Here is a 21,924-nt window from a genome sequence, read left to right on the forward strand (position 1 = left end):
TTTCTTATTCAACTTGCATCTTGGCACTTGCAATTTGTCAATTTCGGAGGACGGAGGATCGTTGACGGCCAACGTGGTTTTCATCAGCGACCAAGGTCTCTTTGCTTTTGATAGTACGGAGGTCCTTCCCCTACTTTGAAAGGAAAGAAAAAAGGGCCTCTGCTGAGACCCGAAGTCATCTTTCTTTCCGTGGGGGAAAAGGGGGGTTGCTTGTATGTCGCGATTCTACTGGTAAATTCTTCAGAACGCCAGGAAATTACCGTGTATTGCAGAAGCCGATCTTGCCTTGTCGATTTCTTTCTGAATGTCTTTTCGTATTCTCTTTGGTTCTCTCTTCATATCGACTCCTCCTTTTCGTTGCGTTCGATTCATCTCTTACATTTTGATCTTAGCATTGGGTTTGATAATTGTCAAACCATAAATGTTAACGAACAATGAATTTCTAACTATATGTCGTTTAAGGACCTTATATTCTCTGATCGTTGAATGGTAGGGATCATAAGCATGAATAGATTTGTGTTGGAGCAAGTTATGCAAAGCCTAAGAGCTATGTCTAGTCAGAACAGAGAGATCAGTTCTAAATTACTCTAACTGTATCTGTGCTATAATTCAAGACAAGTCGAACTTGAGAGGTGTATTCCTTGAAAATCATTCCGGGATACGTTGAACTTGTAGAGATTTTAATGGCATGTGGGTTTGCTGATAGAAAGAGTTACTTCGATGCGCTCTCGCAAGACCTGGGGTTTGATTTCGAACCTGGAAGAGAACTTGCCGAATTTCTTGATAGAGTTAGAAGTAATGATAACTGGTCGATAAGAGTGGCTGTTGAGGTCTTCTCCGAAATAAAGGACAGTGTCATATTCTTCTGTGATTTTCCAGAGGAGCCTGGAGGCGAGCTTCTTCTTGAAGAGGCCATAGAGAGCCTGGGAAAAAGTTTTGAAGAAAAGGCAAGGTGTGTGGTTGACAGCATCTTGTTGAACAATCTAAATCTCTCTCAAGAGGACGTGAAGAAGACGCTAGACGGTGACTTGAGCATCGTTTCGGAGGCCGTCGACAAGGCTGAAGACCTTTCTGAGAACACGACGTGGTTCATCACTCAACTGATCAAGTTTCCCAAACAGTCTAAGGAGATTCTCATCTTTGCTCTGAGAGAACTTAAGAAGCACTATGAAGAATCCGGGCTCAGAAAGAAGAATCGTGACAAGATCGCTGAAAGGCTAAGACTATTCAGAGCCGAAGAGTACGAGGAAGTTGCGGAGGATTTCTTGAAATTCTACGGTATAAGGCCTAGGGAAGATTTGCCTCTTCACCTTTTATTTCAGAACACTCTCAAGTATTCGGGCCTCAAGTTCGCCAGCGCCTGCGATATCCAACTTATAGTTTTCAGTGAGCACCTGAAACAGATCGAAGAGATCATGAATCCTGTGGTAACCGACAACACTCTCAGATTATTTCTTAGAAACCTTTCCGATCAGACAAAGATGCAGATTCTTAAGGCGATATCCGACGAGCCGAAATACGTAGATGAGCTTGCGAGAATTGTGGGTTTGTCGAAGGCGACCGTTTCCTACCACCTTTCTACATTGGGTGAGCTGGCTCTTGTCACGAGTCGTAAGGATCACAGAAGGGTGTACTTTTCACTTAATAAAGAGCGTCTCGAGAAAATACTTAAGAGATTGGAAACGCTGTACGAAGAGGGTGAAGAGTAATGGAATTGATTACAGGATACTTCGAGATATACGATCTGACGATGGCCATTCAATTCTCGCTCAACACTGGTCCGGTTGAGAAAGTGCTTAAGACACTCGGAGTTGATTATGAGCCATCAACGCAGCTGATGGAATTCAGAGGGGATTTGTTGAGAGACACAGAATGGTCAACAAGGATGTATATTACCTTCATGAATGAATTAGGTGTGATGGCTCCCATACTCTTTCCAATTAGGCAGAAGCTGCAGGACGGAATGTTCGTAACAATAGAGGAAAGCCTAAACATAGCTGAGGAAGGCGTAAAGCTGATAAGAGATCGATTCATTCGGGTCTTTGCCGACAGAAGATTGAAGATTTCACACGATGAACTTAATCGTATGATCCATGAGAACCCTCAGAAGGTCTCGCAGGCTATAGAGGCAATCGGCGGAATAAGTGCTGACACAGTATGGTTCATAAACCAGCTGCTTTTCTTCCCGAAGACCGCAATGGATTTCCTCTCTTCCAATACGCTGAAAATCCTGAATTACTATGAGCGCAGCGGATTGAGGGAGCTTAACATGAGGCTTGTAAAAGGGTACGTGGAGAACAGTTCTCCTCAGAGGATTAGAGATGCATTCTCGAACTATCTAGACTATTATGGCATAACGCTGGACGAGTCCAAACCCTTGTATATAACACTTCAGAACTCTGTGCCCCACACAAACTCCGGTGTAATGACCTATCCGACGTTCCACCTCCTTATAATGGGTCTTGAAGAAGTTACTGAAGATTTCTCGGGCAGAATACCTAAAGAGGTAAGGTTGAGGAGTCTTCTGAAAGTCTTGTCGGATGAAACCCGTTTCAAGATCTTGAAGAAGTTGAATAACGAGCCCGCCCTGCAGAGAGATTTAGTTGAGTTCACTGGACTTGCAAAGTCGACTATCTCCTATCACATTGGTCTTCTTTTCAAGTCATCGTTGATAGATGTGGACCCATTTAACAGCGTCATCTGCGTAAGAAAAGAGACCATAAATAGAGCAGCTGCAGATATTAGAAATCTGTTGAACATAAGGGAGAAAAGATGATTAGAGCGGTAGTATTCGATATGGACGGGGTCATTATCGATTCGGAAAAAGTCTATAGAAAGGCATGTACGGAACTGGTAACCGAGCTGGGCGGTAAGATAAGTGTTGAGTTGTTTGAAAAGCAGATGGGTCTGAAGATGACAGAGACCCAGAAGGTCGTTGTAGAAACGGCGGGACTAGATATGAAACCTGAGGACTTTGGCAGAAGATACATGGAAAGGTACATGAAGCTTGCAAGGGAGACTCTAGAACCAAATCCCGGGTTGATCGACCTTCTCGCTTACCTGTCGGAAAAGGTTAAGCTGGCCATAGCTTCATCTACAGAGAGGGCCGCCATTGAGGAACTTATGAGAAAGATTAATGTACTCGATTACTTCGAGGTAGTTGTGGGTGGTGATGAAGTTCATGAATCTAAACCCTCACCTATTATCTATCTCAGGGCTGCGGAGCTTCTTGGAGTCAAGCCTGAAGAGTGTGTTGTTGTTGAAGACTCGCCAAATGGAATAAGAAGTGGCGTTAGAGCCGGAATGGAAGTGCTGGGTGTTAGAAATGAAGAGAATGCCCATCTAGATTTGTCTTTCTCGAAAGATGTTTTCGAAGATCTTTACGGAGTAAAAGAGTATCTCGAAAAACTTCTTGAGAGTTAGTCGAAAAGCAAGTTTTCCAGGCGCTTGAGATTCCTTATCTCCACTGTGTTTCTATCAGGCATGGAAATGATCCCGTCTCTTTCAAGTTCCGAGAAGTTTCTGGACACCACCTCTCTCGTTGATCCTATTTGACTGGCCAGAGTCTTCTTTGTGCAGGGAAGCTTCAAAGTTTGGGAGTTTTTTTCAAGAGATAATTCAAGCAGATAACTGGCGATCTTTTTCTTCACAGTGGATAGTGAAAGAATCTCGATTATGCTTGACAGATTCAAGATCTTCTCGGAAATGCTTCTGAGATAAGTGAGAAGAAAGCGCTGATTCTTGAAAGCATACAGAAGCACTTTCTTGGGGATGTTGAGAATCTCCGAATCCTTCTCTGAAACCACATAAGAAGCATACCTTCTTCCTACAAAAACCAACGCCTCGCCGAACATCTGCCCCTTTTCCAGACGGTTCATAATCTGTTCCTGGCCTGAAGGCAAAAACTTTGATATTCGGAGTTTGCCTTCGAGAACAAGACTTAGCGAATCGCACCGATCATCGGGAGTGTACAAGACCTGGTTGCTTGAAGAGTGCATCCTTCGAGAGCCAACAAGCATTTCTTCTATCTCGCCGGAAGTCAAATCGCTGAAAAGGTCTATGCTATGCAGCATCTACTTATCAATCCTGTACCAGTACTCGTATTCCATCTTAAACCCGACTCTCGAATAGAGTCTTATCGCATTTATGTTAGGTTTGTCTACTTGAAGATAGGCGATTCTAGCGCCCCTTTTCTTTCCGAGTTCCAGCAGTTTTTCGGTTATCTGCATTCCATAACCCTTTCGCCTTTCAGTTTCGAGGACAGCTATTCCGAATAATCCTATATGGTCTCCTTCAATGACTGCCAAACCACAACCAACATCGTTTCCCTCCTTCTTGAGTAGCACGAAGAAGCTCTCGGATATTACCATCGAAAGAAGTTTCTTTGCCCAAGACTTATTACCCCGTGCTCTCTTGTTAAGTGAGAAAAAGATGTCGAGCCATCTTTCTTCCGGTGTTGGGAAGATATCGAGATCGGAGAGATCTAACCTTTTGCTGTCCAAGGTCTTAGTCATGACGAGAGCCCTGTCTATCTCTTGAAAGCCCATCTCTTCAAGGGTTTTGTCAAGGAAGACCGGCTTAGACTCCTGTGTCAATTTGAACATTGGAGGCAGATCCCTGGAATGGTAAAATGATCTGACCTCTTCGATCTTATGAGAAAGAGATTCGTGAGAATCATATAGTGGATATACTGAGTTTGACCTGTTTGTGTATCCGCCGGCGTATCTCATTATCCATCCATCCCTCAACCTGCTGTAGGCGGCGGGCCAGGAGTTCAACGTAATCTCTTCAAGCTTTCTGATCCTTGACATAGTACCTCCAATCTCACCAATTTCAGGTAAATCCTACGTCATAACTGACTAGCCATTTATTGTTGACATGAGTGCGGTAAATCACTGGTTTCTTGATGAGCTGCTGCCTCTGACATGATACGTTATGACCTATGCAGAAGGCAACTCCACTAAGGAAATTTCAGGCTGACTGATGGGATCGAAAGAAACTCGACACAAATACCCCTCCATTGTTGATTTCTGAAGCAAATCTAAGCCAATTCATTTACTGATTCATCCAACAGATTCACGGTGAGCTGATCTTATGCGACAAATCGCTTAGTCTCAAGTGCTTTCTGCCAGATATTCTCGAACACTCTCGACAATTGGTTCGATCGCCTTTCTTTTTGTGAAATCGACGACCGTTTCATACGCAGCAAGCATGCCTTTTTCATCGTCGGATAATTCTTGTCCGTGCCTCTTCTTCATCTTAAGCTTTAATCTCAAGAGAGACATGAGGATTTTGTCTTTGATATTCAGTTTATTGAAGTCAAAGCCCCCCTTAGGTGATGGAATTCTGCATGGCATATCATTTCAGGAGATAAGTTCTTGAGCTTAATCTCTTCTAATACTTCTGGTCTTGCCGGTGATGCTCCTACCGAGAAGAGAACTACCTTCTTATTTCTTAGAGTTTCGAAGTTCTCATTTATCACATTTATACCAATAAGCTCGCTGGCATATAGAGAGCCGCCGAAGACAACACATTCGTAACTATGAAACTTCTTGGCATCGAAACTATCTGCAGCGAACAGATCTGCCTCCAGTTCTTCTGCAATCCACGTCGCATACTTTTCCGAGCTACCATACCGGCTCTTGGATAAAACAACTACTCTTGGCACAAGATTTCCCTCCTGTTTTCCTTAACTCTCCTTCTCATTCTAACAGCAAAAGTAGCGATCTAGTCTTGCCAAGAGAGTTCAGAAGAACTATCTAAAAGGGCCATTCAAGTTCAACTATTCAGAAGATTCCTTTCAACCTTGTTATCTAGATCTTTCTAATGTAGAATTGAGACGCTTACCTTACTACATAGGAGGCCTACAATGATTCGAAAGTTCATAGCCTATTATCGGCCACATTTGAGGCTTTTCATACTTGACATGGCCTGTGCTTTTATGATCGCAGGAATAGATCTGGTGTTCCCTAGATTCACCACATTAGCGCTTGACAACTATATACCATCCGGGAATATGAGAGGTATAGTGATCATCTCAGTGATTATGGCGATGCTGTTCATATTGAGGGCCGTCTTCAACTACATTGTCAACTACTGGGGTCATGTTGTGGAGTAAGAATGGAATACAACATGAGAAAGGATATCTTCTCCCATCTCCAGACTCTTTCTTTTAGTTATTTTGACAAGGTAAGAACAGGAAAGATAATGTCGCGAATCGTCAATGACCTAAGAGAGATAACTGAACTCGCTCATCACGGGCCTGAAGATCTTTTCATTTCGGTCGTCACTCTGGTCGGAGCTTTCGTCATTCTCATGCAGAATGACTGGAGGCTCACTCTTGTGGTCTTTGCTTACATCCCTTTCATGATTTGGTACGGGATCAAGAAGAGGCAGAAGATGGCAAGGGCATTCAGACTCGTGAGGAAGAAGATTGCCAATGTGAATGCTCAACTGGAAAACAGTATTTCGGGAATAAGGGTTGCACAATCGTTCACCAACGAGGAATTCGAAAAGAACAAGTTCGATCTTGGGAATCAGGAGTTCAAAGAGTCGAGACAGTTTGCATTCAAATCAATGGCTGAGATGACAACCGGTATCGACCTGATGATGAACATGCTCAAGGTCACCGTGCTCGCTCTTGGAGGTTATTTGACTTACTCAGGCGAGATAACGATTGGCGCCTTTGTCGCCTATTTTCTATATGTAGATCTCTTCTTGCAGCCTATAAGAAGACTTATGCAGTTCGCTCAGCAATATGAAGACGGTATGTCTGGATTTGAAAGGTTTGTAGAGATAATGGAGACAAAATCCAGTATCACCGATTCTCCTGACGCTATTGAACTGACAGATGTCAGGGGAGATGTAAGAGTAGAGGGGGTATCTTTCGCATACGACGGCGGAGAAAACGTTCTGAAGGATATCAGCCTTCATATTCCAGCAGGAGAAATGGTGGCTCTTGTCGGCCCTTCTGGGGGAGGGAAGACAACGTTATGTCATCTGATACCGAGGTTCTATGATGTCAATAGCGGAAAGATCACTATAGACGGAATAGATATACGAAATGTGACTCTGCATTCCTTAAGAAGCCATATAGGGATAGTTCAGCAGGATGTTTTCCTTTTTGCAGGAAGCATTCGAGACAATATCGCGTATGGCAAGGGCGACGCTACAGACGAAGAGATAGTTGAAGCGGCTAAGAGAGCAAATATCCATGACTTCATTCTGAGCCTGGAAAATGGGTACGATTCGTATGTCGGCGAAAGAGGCGTAATGCTTTCAGGTGGTCAGAAACAGAGAATTTCAATTGCCAGGGTATTTCTCAAGAATCCTCCGCTTCTGATACTGGATGAGGCTACCTCCGCTCTTGACAATGAAACGGAACTCAAGATACAAGAGTCTCTGGAAGCCTTATCAAAAGGCCGTACCACACTGGTAATTGCTCACAGGCTTTCAACGATAAAGAATGCAGACGAGATAGTTGTCATAACAAGTGACGGAATAATTGAGAGAGGCTCTCATGACGAGCTTCTCGAGAAGGGTGGGCACTACGCGAGACTCTACAGGGCTCAATTCAAGGGTTACATCCCCGACATGTGATTGCTTCTTTCTATGTAAACGTATCTGTCAGGTAAGCTGAGGACAGTTGTGATGAACTCCTCGAGGATGCTCTTGGGAATACTCCTGAAAGAGTTTCCAAAGTAGGTTTCTTCAAGACGTTGCTCAACTTTCTGCCAGTAATCGGGATCTAAGGAGGCTGGCTCGGAATGCCTTGATGACGATGAGGGCTTGAATTTACCTTCAGAAAGCGATTCGTGCAGCTGGAGTTTTTCAATCGTCTCCCAGTTATCCGAGTATCCTGTTGGGAAGAGACAACTCCTTACTCTGTATCTCATACTTTCACCCCCTTGAAGATTATGACTCTCAATCTGGACATTAAGGTTTATTTGTTATACTTAAAGCTAGCCGGAGTTCTTTGGAGGGATGCTTATGGACATTGAGAGAGGTTTTCTTTTCAAATGGTATGAGCGTCAGTTACTTGTAGAAGGAGTGACTAAGCCTTCGCTTCTTCGACTTGCCGGGGAGACATTCGGCGGACTATCAAGTGAGATAGAAGAACGAATAGCTGAATTGTTGATAAGGAGCGGCCTATCCGGGATTACTGGAGACTTTCCCAGGCAGAAAATCCTTCCCTTCTACTCTCCGTTGATCTACAGGCAGAAAGCTACAATAGAATTCATTGACGGGGACGAGATAAGCATTGAAGAAGATGAAGGGAAGAAGATTGTTGCTTTTCCTCACACTCTACCGTTAATATACGCTCCGGTGATCGCCGCAAATGTATTCTTCCAGTTGATGAGTGACGCGTCGAGCGCAGCCCCCGTAAAAGAACTCCCAGTAAGTCTTGACAGGTTAATTAGAAAGGGCAGAGTGATGGTTATTGGAGCAGGTGGATTAGGGTGTCCCCTAATAAAGGCCTTGCTTGATAGCGGGGTTGATGATGTTTGCATTGTTGAGCCCGGTGAAGTGAAGCTTAACAATTTGCACCGACAAATTTTGTACGATTATGGAGATATAGGTCTTTCAAAAGCAAGTGTTATTGAGCGAAAGATTTTACAGTATTACAGTGGAGTAAGCGCAAAAGTTTATCGGAAGCAGTTTGATCCGGAGCTAATTAGATCTGAAAGACCGGATATCGTTGTCAGCTGTGTTGACAACTATGATGCCAGGTATCTGATAAACGACTCGTGCTATCGAAATGGAGTCCCTTTCGTCGATTCTGGAGTCGAAGGCTTCAGCGGCTATGCCATGTTTAGGGATAGAGAATCGCCATGCTACAGGTGTTTCATGGGCGACAATAGAAAGGATACCGCTGCTCCCAAAGGAATACTGCCGTTTGCCAGCTACTTCGGCGGATTGCTTGAAGCAGCAATCGTGATAAGCTACCTCAACAAAAGACCTTATGAAGGTGAAGTCTTCTCTTTCGATCTGAAGAGAAACCGATTCGAGGAAATATCAGTTGAGCGCAGGGAAGACTGCCCGATCTGTTCTAAAGCGAAGAGGTGACTCTCTTGGAAGTGGTATACGGAGACAGGAAGTGGGATTTCGACAGAGATTTGACATATGGAGAACTTTTAGAGGAGACTCGACTCGGGAGAGTCTCAGTTCTGGTTATGGTGAATGGCCGTCTGGTAAGGCAGGGAGAGTTGATTCCGGCCAAGTCAAGAGTTCTCATAATCAATGCTGCCAACGGCGGATAAACTGGCGCATACTTACGCATACTTGCGTATAAGATCAGTTGGAGCGATTTATTAAGCTCTATCGGTTTGTGGGAGAATTGAGTTTTTTTGTACATTGACTCTTTTGAATGTAGAATTTTGATGGATAGTTTAAATAAAAACGGAGGTGTAGAAATTGGAAAAGAAAAGGGTTTTGATTCTCGGCGCCGCAGGACGCGATTTTCACAACTTCAATACTTATTATCGGGACAATGACGAATTCGAAGTTGTAGCCTTCACGGCAACGCAGATTCCCGGTATCGATGGAAAGAAGTATCCTGCGGAACTCGCAGGCAGGCTCTATGCTAACGGCATCCCGATATTGCCAGAAGATGACTTTGGAAAGTTGATTGACGAGCACAAGATCGATCAGGTAGTGCTTGCATACAGCGACCTTCCGAATCAATATGTTATGGAGAGGGCGGCAATAGCCAATGCTCACGGAGCAGACTTTGTACTTCTTGGTCCGAGCAAGACGATGGTCAAATCCTCGAAACCGGTAATCTCTATCTGCGCAGTTAGAACAGGTTGTGGCAAGAGCCAGACAACGAGAAGGGTCCTAGACATTCTGAGGGCAAAGGGAAAGAAAGTTGTATCGATAAGACATCCCATGCCATATGGAGACCTTGTGAAGCAGAAGGTTCAAAGATTCGCCGATTATTCGGATCTCGACAAACACGAATGCACGATAGAAGAAAGAGAAGAATATGAGCCTCACATAGACCGTAAAGCAGTTATCTACGCAGGCGTTGACTACGAGGCGATCCTCAGAGAAGCAGAAAAAGAAGATGTAGACGTAATTATCTGGGATGGCGGAAACAACGACTTTTCCTTCTACAAGACAGATCTATTCATCACTGTAGTCGACCCTCACAGAGCCGGTCACGAGACTACATATTACCCCGGCTTCACAAATCTGATGATGGCCGATGTAATCGTTATCAACAAGGAAGAAACCGCTTCTCCGGAGGACATCGATACCGTCCGACAGAATATTGCGAAACACAACCCCGATGCAATCGTTGTCGATGGTGCTTCTCCGATCACCATAGAGGGGGGCAAGGCATCTGAAATAAAGGGCAAGAGAGTACTGGTTGTTGAGGACGGACCGACTCTAACCCATGGTGGAATGAGATATGGGGCCGGCTGGGTAGCGGCCAAGAAATTCGGTGCTGGAGAGATAGTCGATCCAAGACCGTATGCAGTTGGATCACTCGTTGCGACTTACGAGAAGTACAATCACTTGGATCAAATCCTTCCGGCCATGGGATATGGCGAAAAGCAGATGAAGGAGCTAGAGGAGACCATTAACAAGGCAGACGTTGATCTCGTCATAATTGGAACCCCGATAGACTTGAGAAGAGTCATCGACATAAAGAAACCGGCAGTTAGGATAGGCTACGAGCTTCAGGAAATTGGGAAGCCCGATTTGGAAGACATAATCGAGGAATTCCTCAAGAAGCATAATATCTGACGTCTAAGAAAGAGGAGGACTGGTATTCCAGTCACCCTCCTTCTTGTTTATTGTTTCTTCTTGAAAGGTATATAGATATCGAACTCCGAGTCTTCTTCTCCCGTGAATCTCCCATCATATAGCTCAAACTCTTTCAGTCCGACAGGTTCATACTCGGAGTTCTGAAACACTTGCCGTATATGTACTCGTAAGTATCCTGCAGTGAGTCGAGCTTTCCCTTGTGGGTAAAGACAGCGTACGTTGCCTCGGGTATCTCGGCCCTCACCACTCCCACCGGTATCTTGTCCAGGCTTGAAACTTTTGCGGAAGCAATTTAGTCGAACTTACCGTCAACGAAATTCTCTTCCCCGGTGCACATTATTCCGTAGTGCTCCTGTGAAGGCATAACATTCTCGATCTCTGAGTATCTCTCCATGAAATCACGCCAGAACTTCGGACAATTATTCGCCGGATCGTTTCCCCAATACTTGAGACCTACTACCTTGAATGCTTCTTTGTAAACGATTTTCGGTTCCATTCTTATCCCTCCCTCAAGACTCAAAATGTCTCTCCTGTGAAGTCTCTTCTTCTGGGTAACGGCGAAGTGAAGTCCGAGTCTTCGATACTTTCCCGGGGTAATAAAATACTTGCTTCTGAATGCTCTAGTGAAGGATTCTTGGGAATCATATCCGAACTGAAGAGCAATTTCGAGTATTGGCATTGAAGTTGTTGCTAGCCTATCAGCCGCTTCGCTAAGCCTTCTACCCTTTAGATACTGTCTGATGGTTTCGCCAACTGTATGGAGGAAGATTCGCTGAAGATGAACAGGCGAGTAGAATGTCTCTGCACAGAGATCGCTGAGAGCAACTTGAGCTGACAGACTCTCTTCAATGTAATCTATAACAGAATTGACGCAATCGACGTAATCTTCCTTCAATACGGTATTCTTAACCATCCCTTCACCTCCTCAGTGTATGCAAGATCATACATTAGTGAAGAGAGTGGCTTTTTGATAGGAATTATCATGATCCGAATAGAAACCTGGAGACTTGGTTATCAACTTGGTGGAGTCAAATGATTCAATGAAGAAATGGAAAATCAGTATAAGACGAGTCTTCCAATTGCTCTGACAGCTTCGATAGTGCTGCTAACTTCCTTCGGTAGAGGCGGAATTCCTTCAAAGCCAGTCTTCTCAACGAAATCAATCAGCATTAGCCTCAGTTGTTCCGATTCCCAAGAAGAGAGATTGTCAAGTTTATCCACATCCACACCTGCCTCATAGTACAGTCTTGCCCGTACGCCTTTCATCCCTTTCAACCGCGAGAGGTCTGAAAGTTTCAAGTATTCTATTATCTTGTGAATTTCGATGCCTGTCCGTTGAGATAGGCTTTCCCTAAGTTCTGGAGTAAATGCAGCTTCGATCATCTGGTCAGTTCGGATGATCCCTGCCTGTACGAGTTTGTCAATAACCTGTCTGTCGTGCCCCAGGAAACTATCAAGTTTAAGTCCTTTTCGGTCCGAAGATACTTCTTTCTCACGAAGCTCGGAAGCACGTGCAGCGAGTGAAGGTTTCGATAGAAAACAGAAATAGAGCGCTATACTCCTCAGAAGTTTCTTCGGAAAGCTTCTCTCTTCCGCAAAGACTCTGCTGAAATACAGAATATCTTCTGTTTCTGTCTCTTCGATTGTTTTGCTTTTCGAATCAAGGAGGGACCTTTCAAAGAAGACCACATCTTCTACTAGACTATCAATAACATTTGGTTTCTTGCCCTTTCTTTTGAGGAAAACCGAGAAATCTTCTTTATCACATCGATCGCCCTTCTCATTATGAAGGAGGCACGGAACCTTCAAGAAGCAGGCAGAAACGTTGATAGTACGCGCTGAAAGTCATCATAGCCTTTTTACTTCGATTCTTGGCAGGAGTTCAATAACATCGTTGTACTTGCAGAGTTCAGTACCCGGAGTCATAACAGCCGCAGAACTAGCAGCTCCAGCCATTTTCAACGCAACCTCTGCTGTTTCTCCCAGCTCTCTGGACATGCAGTAGGCGGCAAGGAATGAGTCGCCGGCGCCAACTGCGCTCTTTACAGGAACTTCAGGAACGTTTATTCTATAGAGGCTGCCGCTCAGAAGTGCAAGAGCTCCCTTTCCACCCATAGTAAGAAGAACTTCCTCGATCGAGTACTTTTCAGAAACTTCCTGAACTGCCCTTCTGAGGTCGGACTCTCCTTTCAAGTCTCGTTTCAGCAACCTCTGAAGTTCGTGTGTATTCGGCTTTATTCCTTTGGGACCGGCCTTTACTCCTTCAGAAAAAGGTTCTTTATCGGAATCAATATAGACGTTGACACCAATACCCCTCATTCTTGAACACAGCTGCCTGTAAATATCGTTGCTGACTCCTTCTGGAACACTTCCGCATAATAGCAGATAGTCATCCTTTCTAAGCAGAATATCGACCGTCTTGAACAGCTTGTCTACTTCTCTGTTGGAGATAACAGGTCCCGGAAGACTCAACCTGTATTGTCCTTTTTTCGTTTCAATGAGTATGTTCGTTCTCGTCTCCTTATCACTTCTTACCGTTGCATAAACAACACCTTCTTCATCCAGCATTTCCTCTACTATCTTTCCGGTGTGTCCACCAAGAAAGGCAATTGATACAGAGTGACCACCCAGTTCGTTTACTACTCGAGACACATCTACTCCCTTTCCGGCGGGGTAATCCTTCACTCTCTCTACCCTTACGGTATCGTCTTCTGTAAGTCTTTCTGTGTAGAGAAATCTATCCAGCGCTGCATTCAATGTCAGTGAAAAGATCATCATCTTCCTCCTATATTCTGCCAAGAAAGTAATTGATAATACTTAGAATGACAATAACACCTGTCTCCACTCTAAGCGTTCTACTACCGAGAGAGATAGAAGTGCAACGATCGGTCAACTCCGCAATCTCCTTCTGAGTAAAACCTCCTTCAGGTCCAACAATCACTCTCAGATTACGTTCCTCAGCAAGATCTCTTTGCATCTCCCTAATTGCTCTTCCTCCAAAGTCAAGAAGCAGATTACGCGATCCTTCCAAGGCGAAACTCTTCAGAACAGATACTTCTGGAACACGAGGGTTCACACTCTGTTTTGCGGCCTCTTTGGCTACGGTCAGGAGCTTTGCGGTCTTGCTTTCGTCTAGTCTCGAGACTGACCTCACACTGTTGAAGACTTCTATTCTATCTACTCCGAGTTCAGTAGCTTTCTCAATGAGAATGCGAAGCCGTGGCCACTTCGTTGATGCCACGGCTATAGTTACTCTTTTTTTATCTCGTTCTATGTATTCTTGTTCGATTATCTTTCCAGAACTTCTCGACTTTCCCAGCTCTTTAAGAACGAATCTGTAGATAGTTCCCCTTCCGTCGATACCTATCAGTTCATCTCCCGGATTAGCCCTCATCACCTTAAGGTGCTTCGTTTCATCGCTGTCAAGAGTGACCGTGTCACCTTCTGCCAATACAAAGTAAGCATTCGGCAATTAACCGATAACCTCCTGTCCCATATACGGCACGAGCACTTTGGGAACAACGATTTTTCCGTCCTCTCTCTGGTAGTTCTCCACTATTGCAACCAGAGTTCTTCCAACTGCAAGTCCCGAACCGTTCAGGCAATGCACGAACCTCAGTTTGTTATCGTCGTCTCTGAATCTGATGTTTGCCCTTCTCGGCTGGAAGTCTTCAACATTTGAACAGGAAGAGATCTCTCTATATGCATTGTATGAAGGCAACCAAACTTCAAGATCGTATGTCTTGGCTGATGCAAATCCGATATCTCCGGTGCAGAGAGATACAACTCTGTAAGGGAGTTCAAGCTTCTTCAAAACGTCCTCGGCATCGGCAGTGAGACTCTCCAGCGCATCATAGGACTTGTCGGGATGAGTGAACCAGACGAGCTCCACCTTGTCAAATTGATGGACCCTTATCATTCCTCTTACGTCCTTTCCATAAGATCCGGCTTCTCTTCTGAAGCAGGCGCTGTAGGCAGTGTACTTCTTTGGAAGATCGCTATCTATTATTTCATCCATGTGTTGTGCCACTAGCGGCACTTCGGCCGTCGGTATCATGAACATATCATCGGGATCTATCCTGTAAGCCTCGTCTTCGAACTTGGGAAGCTGACCTGTTGCCTGCATTGTCTCCCTCTTCACCATGAAAGGAAGGGCAACTTCTTCGTATCCCTTCGAGTGGTGGAGGTCTAGCATGAAATTCGCAATTGCCCTCTCAAGCCTTGCGAGATCTCCCCTAAGAATAGTGAATCTCGCTCCAGAAATCTTGGCAGCCCTTTCGAAGTCAATCAGTCCTGTGTCCGGACCATAATCCCAGTGAGCTTTGATTTCAAAATCAACTTTTCTCGGTTCACCCCAGGATCTGAGAACTACATTGTCTTCCTCGCCCTTTCCTACAGGGGTCGTGCTTGAGGGGATGTTCGGAAGATACAGGAGTTTCTCTCTAAGCTCTTCGTCAATTTGAGAAGTTCGGTTGTCCAGGTCCTTGACTTCAGACGAAATCTCCTTTGCCCTTTCCATCAGAGAAGCAGCAAGACTCTGGTCTTTACTGGCCTTGGCGCGGGCGATTTCCGAGGATATACTGTTTCTTTCGGCCTTCTTTTGCTCCACAATTTGAAGAGCCTCTCGTCTCCTTGACTCAAGATTCACAATTTCGTCCAGTAGTTCGGAGCTCATACACCTCTGTTCAAGGCCCTTTCTAACAATCTCCGGATTCTCTCGAATCAACCTTACATCAATCATTGTCTCTTCCTCCTGCTAGAAAACAAGCTCTATCTCCACACTCTTTCCTTCGAATGAATCGTCATTTGTATCGTAAATCAGTTCACTGGCCCAGATCTTCCTACTATTCTTGAAGTCATCTACGAAAACGCTTCCTTTAAGGTTCAGGAGTCCCGTATCTCCAAAGTATTCGAAGTAAAGGGTATCAACGTTGAGGTCGCCCTTGTAATCGATGAAGATAAGTTCGGGAGTTGCCTCTTCGGTCTCCTTCGCGAAACCCTCGTAATATTCACTCTTTTGATCGAAGTTGAGAATCTCTGTCCGATAAATGTTTATGTTTTTTCCATCTTCTTCCTTTGAGTAGATAATCGCTTCAACATTTCCGACAAGTATGCCGGTTGACTTATCAAGGTTGTAATCAAGGGATGAGGCGGTTGCCTCACCGGTCTGAAACTTGACGAATGTCTCCCCTTCAGTCACAAAGCTTTCCCAGTCAGTTGTGCCTTTCGTAGCCGTTGCAAGAGCAGTCTCTACGTAAATGTCTCCATCCTTATTTATCGACACGTTACCTATAAAAGTAAAGACATCTTTTCGGAGCGACCCCAGAACAGTATCCCCTTTGATTCTCACGGTGCTTGCAAAGATTGTTGCTGCAAGGGAAACGAGAATTAGTCCAGTTATAATAATACTCTTTCTCTTCATGAATACCTCCAGACGATTATTCGTTTGCTTTCTTAGAGTCCATTATCTCTATAAGATTCTTGACGATTACCTCGAGAGCCTTTACCTGATCGGACTTTATTTCAGTCATTACCGATTTCAGGTACTCTACTCTTCTATCGATAACGTTCTCTATAAGTGTTCTTCCAGAATCGGAAATGTCGATTATGAATGATCTCCTATCTTTGTCGGAACGTCTTCGTTCTACCAAATCAGCATCAATAAGCCTTTTCACAAGACCTGTTGTTGTGCTCTTGGTTATTCCAAGCCAGCGACTGATGTCACTCATCCTCTTTTCTCCATTGAAGAAAAGGACCTGAAGGACATCGAACTGGGCCGGAGTGATCGGGAAGTCCCTCAGAACCTTTCTTCCTTCCCTTCTAATCCTCGTAGAAATCGTTCTAAGATTCTTCTCAAGAATTGCAGCGTCTTCCTTTTCGATTTCATTTCCGGACATCACTACACCTCCAAACCCTTTGTATTGGTTGAAAGAAACCGTTACTACTCAAGAGATTATATCATCATCTTAACCAGGGTTATGACTGATTCTAGCGTTGGTGGCGTTCATTCACGGTTATACTTGCATAATAACGGTGACTGAAGGCCACCGAATGGTGATGTATAATCTCAGTATGAAATCAGCTGAAAGAAAGCTCACCGATTTGACAAGGTTCGATGTCTCATATAGAGAGGATTACATAACAGTTGCCGGAGTTGACGAAGCGGGAAGAGGTCCTCTGTCTGGTCCGGTTGTAGCCGCAGCAGTCATTACGCTCGAACCTGTGGACGGTGTCTATGATTCCAAGTCTCTATGCAGAAAAGAAAGAGAGTATCTATACGATAGAGTGATGGAGGCTTCTATAGTTGGTATTGGGGTCTCGTCGCCTGAGGAGATTGACTTGCTGAACATTCTTGCTGCAACAAGGCTTGCAATGAATAGGGCTCTGAACAATTTATCCGAAAGGCCCAATTACGTTCTGGTTGATGGAAAGTCGCTTAATCTAGATGTTAAGGGCGAGTGCATAGTCGGAGGAGATAGAAGGAGCGCATCGATAGCCAGTGCCTCAATTGTAGCAAAGGTATTCAGAGATAGAATTATGGATTCTTTGGACATTCTGTATCCTGAATATGGCTATCGAAGTCATAAGGGTTATGGCACTGAAAAACATCTGCAGGCTCTGAGAAAATACGGACCAACAACGTGGCACAGATTGACATTCAGGCCGATAAGAGAGCTGATCACAAAGGAATTGGCAACGCATTGGTCAAATGAAGAAAGAGTTGGCAGGGCAAGGCTTTTTAGAGCGGGCATGGTTGAGATGGAGGCAAAGAATTGAGAGACAAGTTTGAGGAAAGCGAATGGGTAAGACTAATCGAAACAATGAAGAAGTTGAGATCTCCCGGAGGCTGTGAATGGGATATAGAACAGACTCATAGGTCTTTGAAACCGTACCTGATAGAAGAGGCTTATGAGGTTCTCGATGCTATAGACGAAGGGAATGACAATGAGTTGGCAGAAGAGCTTGGCGACGTTCTCCTTCAGATAGTCTTCCACGCACAGATTGCTTCCGAAAGAGGGGCGTTTTCTATAACGGATATTGTCAGTATGTTGACTGAAAAGCTTATCAGAAGGCATCCCCACGTCTTTTCCGATTCGAAAGGCTACTCCTATCGCCAATGGGAAGAGATCAAAGCGAAGGAAAAGGGAGGAAATGAGTCTCCCGCTTCTTCAATAGGCAAGGTCAACAAAGCGCTGCCAGCACTTAGTTTGGCCCGCAGGGTTCAGGAAAATGCATCGGTTGTTGGATTTGATTGGGAAGATATGAATGGTCCGCGCGACAAACTGAATGAAGAGATTGAAGAGCTGGACTGTGCTATAAAGGAAAGAGATAAGAAGAAGATTGAAGAGGAAATCGGTGACCTTCTCTTTACAATTGCTAATTTATCGAGATTTCTCGAGGTTGATCCTGAATCAGCTTTGAGAAGATCGACAGAGAAATTCGTGAACCGTTTTCACGAGATGGAGAGTCATATTGAGAGATACGGTCTGGATATTGAAAGCATGACCATAGATGAGCTTAATCACCTGTGGGAAAATGCGAAGGAGGGTACAAATTGAAGAAGCTGCTGATCGCTGCCCTGATTATTATGTTACTCACTGTAGCAACATTTGCGCAAACGGAGGATTTATCAGGAAGTGGGATAGCCGCCAGGGTAAATGGCGAGATTATCACCATGGACGCTTTTCTTTCTAAAGTTCTGCCTAATTACACTGAAATATCAAAAAGAATCGAAGAAGTAGATCCTCTGTTTTCTGAGATGCTTCTGAACACGGAAGCCGGTCAGAAGTTGCTTGAAGAATATGAAAGGCATTCTCTGGAGGCGTTGATTGAAGAGACTCTTCTTATCCAGTACGCGAGAGAAGCTGGGATAGAGCCCAACTCAGAAGCACTGAAGAGCGTTGTTAATAAGTCTATTATGGATACACTGGCAGAATTGGAGATCGAGAAGTCCGATGCAGATCTCTTCTACATACTTAGGGGATACATCGACGGATTGAGTTCCTATGAGGCGAAAGTTGTCCGGGATCTTGCATACAGAGAGGTTCTTAATGCTCTCTATGAAGCAGTCACCATGAATGCTACGGTTACAGAAGAGGAGATTGAGCAGTATTACATGGCCAATTCGTCCAAGTATGCTGTGGAGGAAGAGAGAGCGAACATGAAGGTACTCCTGTTCGATTCATTCTCCGAAGCCTATTCTGTATGGAAGGCCGCGTCGAGAGATGCAAATCCAGCTTCCGTTCTCGACACTTTTCCCGAAGTTGTTACCAGAAGCTTCACGAGGCAGGAAATTGAAAGTCTCAATCCCGAACTGGTTAAGTCCCTCTTCAAGCCAACGGACGGCGAATTGCTTTCTTCTGTTGTAACTCTTGACAACAGATACGCGGTTATCTATCTTCAGTCATACTCTCCTGCAGGTTCGCAGGGTGTTGAAGATGTGAGGGAAGAGATCGAGAAGAACCTGATCGAAGAGAAAAAGGACTTGTTATGGAGAGTCTGGAAAGAACAAGAGTTTAAGCCTTTCAAAGAAAGTGCCATAGTAGAAAGATACTATGAAGCAGATGGAGGAGAATGAATTGAGTGTCATAAAGGAAGATGTAATGAAAGCTCTTGAAGAAGTCTATGATCTCGAAATTGGCTTCGATATAGTTTCTCTGGGACTAGTTTACGGCGTGAATATTCAGGATGGGAAAGATGTGAGAATCAAGATGACGTTGACGACGCCGATGTGTCCCCTTGCCGGACTGATGACGGAAGACGCAAGAAGAAAGGTCAGCGAGATCGAGGGAATTGGGGACGTTAAGATTGAGCTTACCTTTGACCCACCATGGACGCCTGAGATGGCAAGTGATGACGTCAGAAAGATTCTTGGAATGTGAAATCAAGGGAGCTAATTGAGATATCAATAAAGAGGCTCAGTGAAGCGGGAATCGACAATTCCCGCTTTATTGTGTTCTTACTTTCGAAGGAAATCCTATCGCTGACTGAAGTCGATCTGCTTCTTGATACTCAAAGAGAAATCGAATCTTCTCTGACCGTTGAGTTTTTTTCGGCAGTGAAAAGAGTTGCCAAAGGGGAGCCAATAGACTACGTACTTGGCTACAGAGATTTTTTTGGAATTAGACTAGAGCTTTCCCCTTGTGTGCTCATTCCCCGCAGCGAAACTGAAGAGTTGGTTGAGATCGTTATTGAGGAAGAAAAAGACTCTAAAGTCTTTGCCGATATCGGAACGGGAAGTGGAGCGATAGCCTGCGCTCTTGCGCGAAGTCTTCCCTCAGCTACTGTATTTGCGACCGACATCTCAACGGAGGCAATCGCTCTTGCGGAGCAGAATGCCAGAAATAACGGGATATCTAACGTGAAATTCATTGACGGAGACAATCTCAACGGACTCGGAGAATACCTGAACTCTGTCGAGGTTTTGGTTTCCAACCCGCCTTACATAAGAACAACAGATATCGATTTGCTCGATGTCAGCATAAAAAAGTACGAACCGTTGACTGCCCTTAACGGCGGTAAGGATGGACTTGACTTCTACAGGGAGTTTTTCAGGAGCCTCCCGCGTGGAAAGAGGGTATATCTGGAAATTTCTCAGTACGAGACGGACGGTCTTCGCAAACTCTTTTCGGAGATCGAAGGCTACTCTTGCGAGTTCAGAAAGGACTTATCAGGGAACTACCGATTCATGATTCTGCTTCCAATAGGCTGATGACTTCTTTAGAAAACCCTTCAAGTTCGACCCTGAAAATATGGTCGGCCAGATAATCGAGACCAGTCTCATCTCTATTCACGATTGCCACTCTGGCGCCAGATGATTTCGCAATTACCGGAAACTGAGCCGCAGGATAAACCATGAGCGAAGAACCTAATGCGAGAAACAGATCTGCAGCAAGCGCAGCATCTTCAGAACTTCTGATAGCTTTCTCGGGAAGCATCTCGCCGAAAAAGACGATTCTTGGCTTTATTAGGCCTCCACAGCTGCATTTCGGAACATCAGCGCTTTCCAGAATGAGCTCCATCTCCGACCTATCAAACTTCCTGCTGCATTGAAGACAATCAAACAGGGAGACTGTTCCGTGCAACTCGACTACATCTCTTGCTCCAGCTTTTTGCAGGAGGCCGTCGATATTCTGGGTGATGATTGTTTGAATCAATCCCATCTCTTGCAATCTCGCTAGAAGTATGTGGGTGGCATTTGGTACTGTGTCAGCCATGGTGTGTATTCTCTCTCTTGCTACTTTGTAGTAACCAGCAGGGTCTTTCATAAAGGAACTGAGTTCGAAAATCTCTGGAGAGACTTTGCTGTATAGGCCCCCGGGACTTCTAAAATCCGGAATACCACTGGCAACAGAAACGCCGGCACCGGTTAGTACAGTGGTATTGGTAGATTCTTTTAGAAGAGAAAGGAACGACTTGGCTTCTTGACTGACTTCACTCACCTCTTGCAAACTGAATCTTTGGAAACTTCGTCTTGCCAGTGTCTGCCCATATATATACATTTCCGTCTGCTACAACTGTAGGTGTGGGATTGACTTCGATAATCGTTGCGCCTGGCGGAATTGAGATAGCAAGTGAATAGGCTTCCCCTGTAAGATCGAACTCCATATCACCCATATCAGTGTTTACTACTCCTTCTTCAACGGCAGCAAAGCCCGAAATAACGGCATGCTCAATTACTCTTACTCTGTTAGAACCGAGAACCGTTGCGGTCGACTGAAAGTCCTCTACATACATAGCCCGGTTGAAGCTCTCTGCAAACTGGGTCATTGACTCCTGGAAGTCTGCGAACTGTTCTTGCTGAGGTTTGTCGTATTGCTCGAGAAACTGTGTCATCTGATTTGGTTTATTGAAGATGATCTCGGTTTCAATATCCAAGGTGGCTCGACCTTCGTAGTCATATGAATAGTTGCTGGTGGATGACAGAGTGTCAATATCAAGTCTGTTGTTAAATGCCATGAACATGTTGACTGCAGTCATCCCAACCATAACAACAACGAGTATGATGAGAAGGGTATTGAATTTCATATGTAACCTCCCGATTATTATTAGATTGGTCCTGAGAATATGATAACATCATTCTGTGCTAAAATACATTGTAGATACCTTTGCGATCGCAGTTGACGATCGATATTAGTTGTATATCGGGCT

The 21,924-nt window shown here is 44.6% G+C and carries 24 protein-coding genes and 2 pseudogenes; 12 read left to right on the forward strand and 14 right to left on the reverse strand.

Annotated elements, in window-relative coordinates; translation table 11 throughout:
- The first annotated feature begins 641 nt into the window (after positions 1 to 641).
- Genes RJ60_RS09445 through RJ60_RS09455 form a run of 3 tightly spaced genes read left to right on the forward strand, consistent with a single transcriptional unit; the run spans position 642 to position 3,423 of the window.
- On the forward strand, positions 642 to 1,709 hold the full coding sequence (locus RJ60_RS09445; protein WP_103134558.1) for a helix-turn-helix transcriptional regulator: 1,068 nt from the start codon (positions 642 to 644) through the stop codon (positions 1,707 to 1,709).
- Entirely contained in the window at positions 1,709 to 2,776 is a 1,068-nt protein-coding gene (locus RJ60_RS09450; protein ID WP_103134559.1) for a winged helix-turn-helix domain-containing protein, read from the forward strand. The genes RJ60_RS09445 and RJ60_RS09450 overlap by 1 nt, the downstream gene beginning before the upstream one ends.
- Entirely contained in the window at positions 2,773 to 3,423 is a 651-nt protein-coding gene (locus tag RJ60_RS09455) for an HAD family phosphatase (protein ID WP_099829608.1), read from the forward strand. Before RJ60_RS09450 ends, RJ60_RS09455 begins: the two co-directional genes overlap by 4 nt.
- On the opposite strand, the gene RJ60_RS09460 is transcribed toward RJ60_RS09455, so the two are convergent.
- The 4 genes from RJ60_RS09460 to RJ60_RS09470 all read right to left on the reverse strand — a co-directional run bounded on the left by RJ60_RS09460 (position 3,420) and on the right by RJ60_RS09470 (position 5,668).
- Positions 3,420 to 4,073 carry a Crp/Fnr family transcriptional regulator gene (locus tag RJ60_RS09460; protein WP_103134560.1) on the reverse strand — a complete coding sequence of 218 codons (654 nt, stop codon included), beginning with the start codon at positions 4,071 to 4,073 and terminating at the stop codon, positions 3,420 to 3,422. The two genes, RJ60_RS09455 and RJ60_RS09460, sit on opposite strands and share 4 nt — an antisense overlap.
- Complete coding sequence (locus RJ60_RS09465; RefSeq protein ID WP_103134561.1) at positions 4,074 to 4,811, reverse strand: GNAT family N-acetyltransferase; 738 nt, start codon at positions 4,809 to 4,811, stop codon at positions 4,074 to 4,076.
- Between the two features lie 303 nt (positions 4,812 to 5,114).
- Positions 5,115 to 5,258, reverse strand: a complete 144-nt coding sequence (locus RJ60_RS16205) for a hypothetical protein (RefSeq protein ID WP_258006257.1) — start codon at positions 5,256 to 5,258, stop codon at positions 5,115 to 5,117.
- A 47-nt stretch (positions 5,259 to 5,305) separates the two neighbouring features.
- Positions 5,306 to 5,668, reverse strand: coding sequence for a flavodoxin domain-containing protein (locus RJ60_RS09470; protein ID WP_258006258.1), 363 nt, complete (start codon positions 5,666 to 5,668; stop codon positions 5,306 to 5,308).
- A 201-nt stretch (positions 5,669 to 5,869) separates the two neighbouring features.
- Between RJ60_RS09470 and RJ60_RS09475 the strand changes: the two are divergent.
- A pseudogene (locus tag RJ60_RS09475) lies at positions 5,870 to 7,599 on the forward strand (ABC transporter ATP-binding protein).
- On the opposite strand, the gene RJ60_RS09480 reads toward RJ60_RS09475, so the two are convergent.
- Positions 7,581 to 7,895 (reverse strand): hypothetical protein, encoded by a 315-nt coding sequence (locus RJ60_RS09480; RefSeq protein ID WP_103134562.1) that lies wholly within the window; start codon positions 7,893 to 7,895, stop codon positions 7,581 to 7,583. The pseudogene RJ60_RS09475 and the gene RJ60_RS09480 overlap by 19 nt on opposite strands.
- Positions 7,896 to 7,989: 94 nt before the next feature.
- On the opposite strand from RJ60_RS09480, the gene RJ60_RS09485 reads away from it, so the two are divergent.
- The 3 genes from RJ60_RS09485 (at position 7,990) to RJ60_RS09495 (ending at position 10,752) form a co-directional block, all read left to right on the forward strand.
- Positions 7,990 to 9,066: a ThiF family adenylyltransferase gene (locus tag RJ60_RS09485; protein WP_103134563.1), complete on the forward strand. Its 1,077-nt coding sequence runs from the start codon at positions 7,990 to 7,992 to the stop codon at positions 9,064 to 9,066.
- Positions 9,067 to 9,071: 5 nt separating this feature from the next.
- Positions 9,072 to 9,260, forward strand: a complete 189-nt coding sequence (locus RJ60_RS09490) for a hypothetical protein (RefSeq protein ID WP_099829614.1) — start codon at positions 9,072 to 9,074, stop codon at positions 9,258 to 9,260.
- 154 nt (positions 9,261 to 9,414) lie between these two features.
- The gene (locus tag RJ60_RS09495; protein WP_103134564.1) at positions 9,415 to 10,752 is read left to right on the forward strand and encodes a cyclic 2,3-diphosphoglycerate synthase; all 1,338 of its coding nucleotides are present in this window, start codon (positions 9,415 to 9,417) and stop codon (positions 10,750 to 10,752) included.
- Between the two features lie 133 nt (positions 10,753 to 10,885).
- Here RJ60_RS09495 and RJ60_RS09505 read toward each other — a convergent pair.
- The 7 genes and pseudogenes from RJ60_RS09505 to RJ60_RS09535 all read right to left on the reverse strand — a co-directional run bounded on the left by RJ60_RS09505 (position 10,886) and on the right by RJ60_RS09535 (position 16,670).
- Positions 10,886 to 11,686: pseudogene (locus RJ60_RS09505) on the reverse strand (AraC family transcriptional regulator).
- A 143-nt stretch (positions 11,687 to 11,829) separates the two neighbouring features.
- Complete coding sequence (locus tag RJ60_RS09510) at positions 11,830 to 12,462, reverse strand: DUF4332 domain-containing protein (RefSeq protein WP_180979933.1); 633 nt, start codon at positions 12,460 to 12,462, stop codon at positions 11,830 to 11,832.
- A 159-nt stretch (positions 12,463 to 12,621) separates the two neighbouring features.
- The gene (locus RJ60_RS09515; protein ID WP_258006261.1) at positions 12,622 to 13,551 is read right to left on the reverse strand and encodes a 1-phosphofructokinase family hexose kinase; all 930 of its coding nucleotides are present in this window, start codon (positions 13,549 to 13,551) and stop codon (positions 12,622 to 12,624) included.
- A gap of 7 nt (positions 13,552 to 13,558) precedes the next feature.
- Complete coding sequence (locus RJ60_RS09520; RefSeq protein WP_103134568.1) at positions 13,559 to 14,245, reverse strand: 16S rRNA (uracil(1498)-N(3))-methyltransferase; 687 nt, start codon at positions 14,243 to 14,245, stop codon at positions 13,559 to 13,561.
- Positions 14,246 to 15,514, reverse strand: a complete 1,269-nt coding sequence (gene serS, locus RJ60_RS09525) for a serine--tRNA ligase (protein ID WP_103134569.1) — start codon at positions 15,512 to 15,514, stop codon at positions 14,246 to 14,248.
- A gap of 15 nt (positions 15,515 to 15,529) precedes the next feature.
- The gene (locus RJ60_RS09530; RefSeq protein ID WP_103134570.1) at positions 15,530 to 16,195 is read right to left on the reverse strand and encodes an LptA/OstA family protein; all 666 of its coding nucleotides are present in this window, start codon (positions 16,193 to 16,195) and stop codon (positions 15,530 to 15,532) included.
- Between the two features lie 16 nt (positions 16,196 to 16,211).
- A complete protein-coding gene (locus RJ60_RS09535) occupies positions 16,212 to 16,670 on the reverse strand; it encodes a MarR family winged helix-turn-helix transcriptional regulator (protein ID WP_103134571.1) in 459 nt (152 codons plus the stop codon).
- A 175-nt stretch (positions 16,671 to 16,845) separates the two neighbouring features.
- Here RJ60_RS09535 and RJ60_RS09540 point away from each other — a divergent pair, with 175 nt between their 5' ends.
- From RJ60_RS09540 to prmC, 5 genes are read left to right on the forward strand one after another with little or no spacing between them, the layout of a single operon-like run.
- A complete protein-coding gene (locus tag RJ60_RS09540) occupies positions 16,846 to 17,550 on the forward strand; it encodes a ribonuclease HII (RefSeq protein ID WP_258006262.1) in 705 nt (234 codons plus the stop codon).
- The gene (gene mazG / locus RJ60_RS09545) at positions 17,547 to 18,332 is read left to right on the forward strand and encodes a nucleoside triphosphate pyrophosphohydrolase (protein ID WP_103134573.1); all 786 of its coding nucleotides are present in this window, start codon (positions 17,547 to 17,549) and stop codon (positions 18,330 to 18,332) included. The genes RJ60_RS09540 and mazG overlap by 4 nt, the downstream gene beginning before the upstream one ends.
- Positions 18,329 to 19,351 carry a SurA N-terminal domain-containing protein gene (locus tag RJ60_RS09550; protein WP_258006263.1) on the forward strand — a complete coding sequence of 341 codons (1,023 nt, stop codon included), beginning with the start codon at positions 18,329 to 18,331 and terminating at the stop codon, positions 19,349 to 19,351. The genes mazG and RJ60_RS09550 overlap by 4 nt, the downstream gene beginning before the upstream one ends.
- A gap of 1 nt (position 19,352) precedes the next feature.
- Positions 19,353 to 19,655, forward strand: a complete 303-nt coding sequence (locus RJ60_RS09555; protein WP_099829627.1) for a metal-sulfur cluster assembly factor — start codon at positions 19,353 to 19,355, stop codon at positions 19,653 to 19,655.
- Positions 19,652 to 20,485: a peptide chain release factor N(5)-glutamine methyltransferase gene (gene prmC / locus RJ60_RS09560; protein ID WP_103134574.1), complete on the forward strand. Its 834-nt coding sequence runs from the start codon at positions 19,652 to 19,654 to the stop codon at positions 20,483 to 20,485. The genes RJ60_RS09555 and prmC overlap by 4 nt, the downstream gene beginning before the upstream one ends.
- On the opposite strand, the gene RJ60_RS09565 is transcribed toward prmC, so the two are convergent.
- Together RJ60_RS09565 and RJ60_RS09570 are read right to left on the reverse strand one after the other, a co-directional pair.
- A complete protein-coding gene (locus RJ60_RS09565; protein ID WP_103134588.1) occupies positions 20,460 to 21,215 on the reverse strand; it encodes an NAD-dependent protein deacylase in 756 nt (251 codons plus the stop codon). The two genes, prmC and RJ60_RS09565, sit on opposite strands and share 26 nt — an antisense overlap.
- On the reverse strand, positions 21,208 to 21,801 hold the full coding sequence (locus tag RJ60_RS09570) for a DUF4897 domain-containing protein (RefSeq protein WP_103134575.1): 594 nt from the start codon (positions 21,799 to 21,801) through the stop codon (positions 21,208 to 21,210). Before RJ60_RS09570 ends, RJ60_RS09565 begins: the two co-directional genes overlap by 8 nt.
- Between the last annotated feature and the right edge of the window lie 123 nt (positions 21,802 to 21,924).

It is taken from the genome of Mesotoga sp. B105.6.4 (assembly GCF_002896535.1).
Lineage (GTDB): Bacteria > Thermotogota > Thermotogae > Petrotogales > Kosmotogaceae > Mesotoga.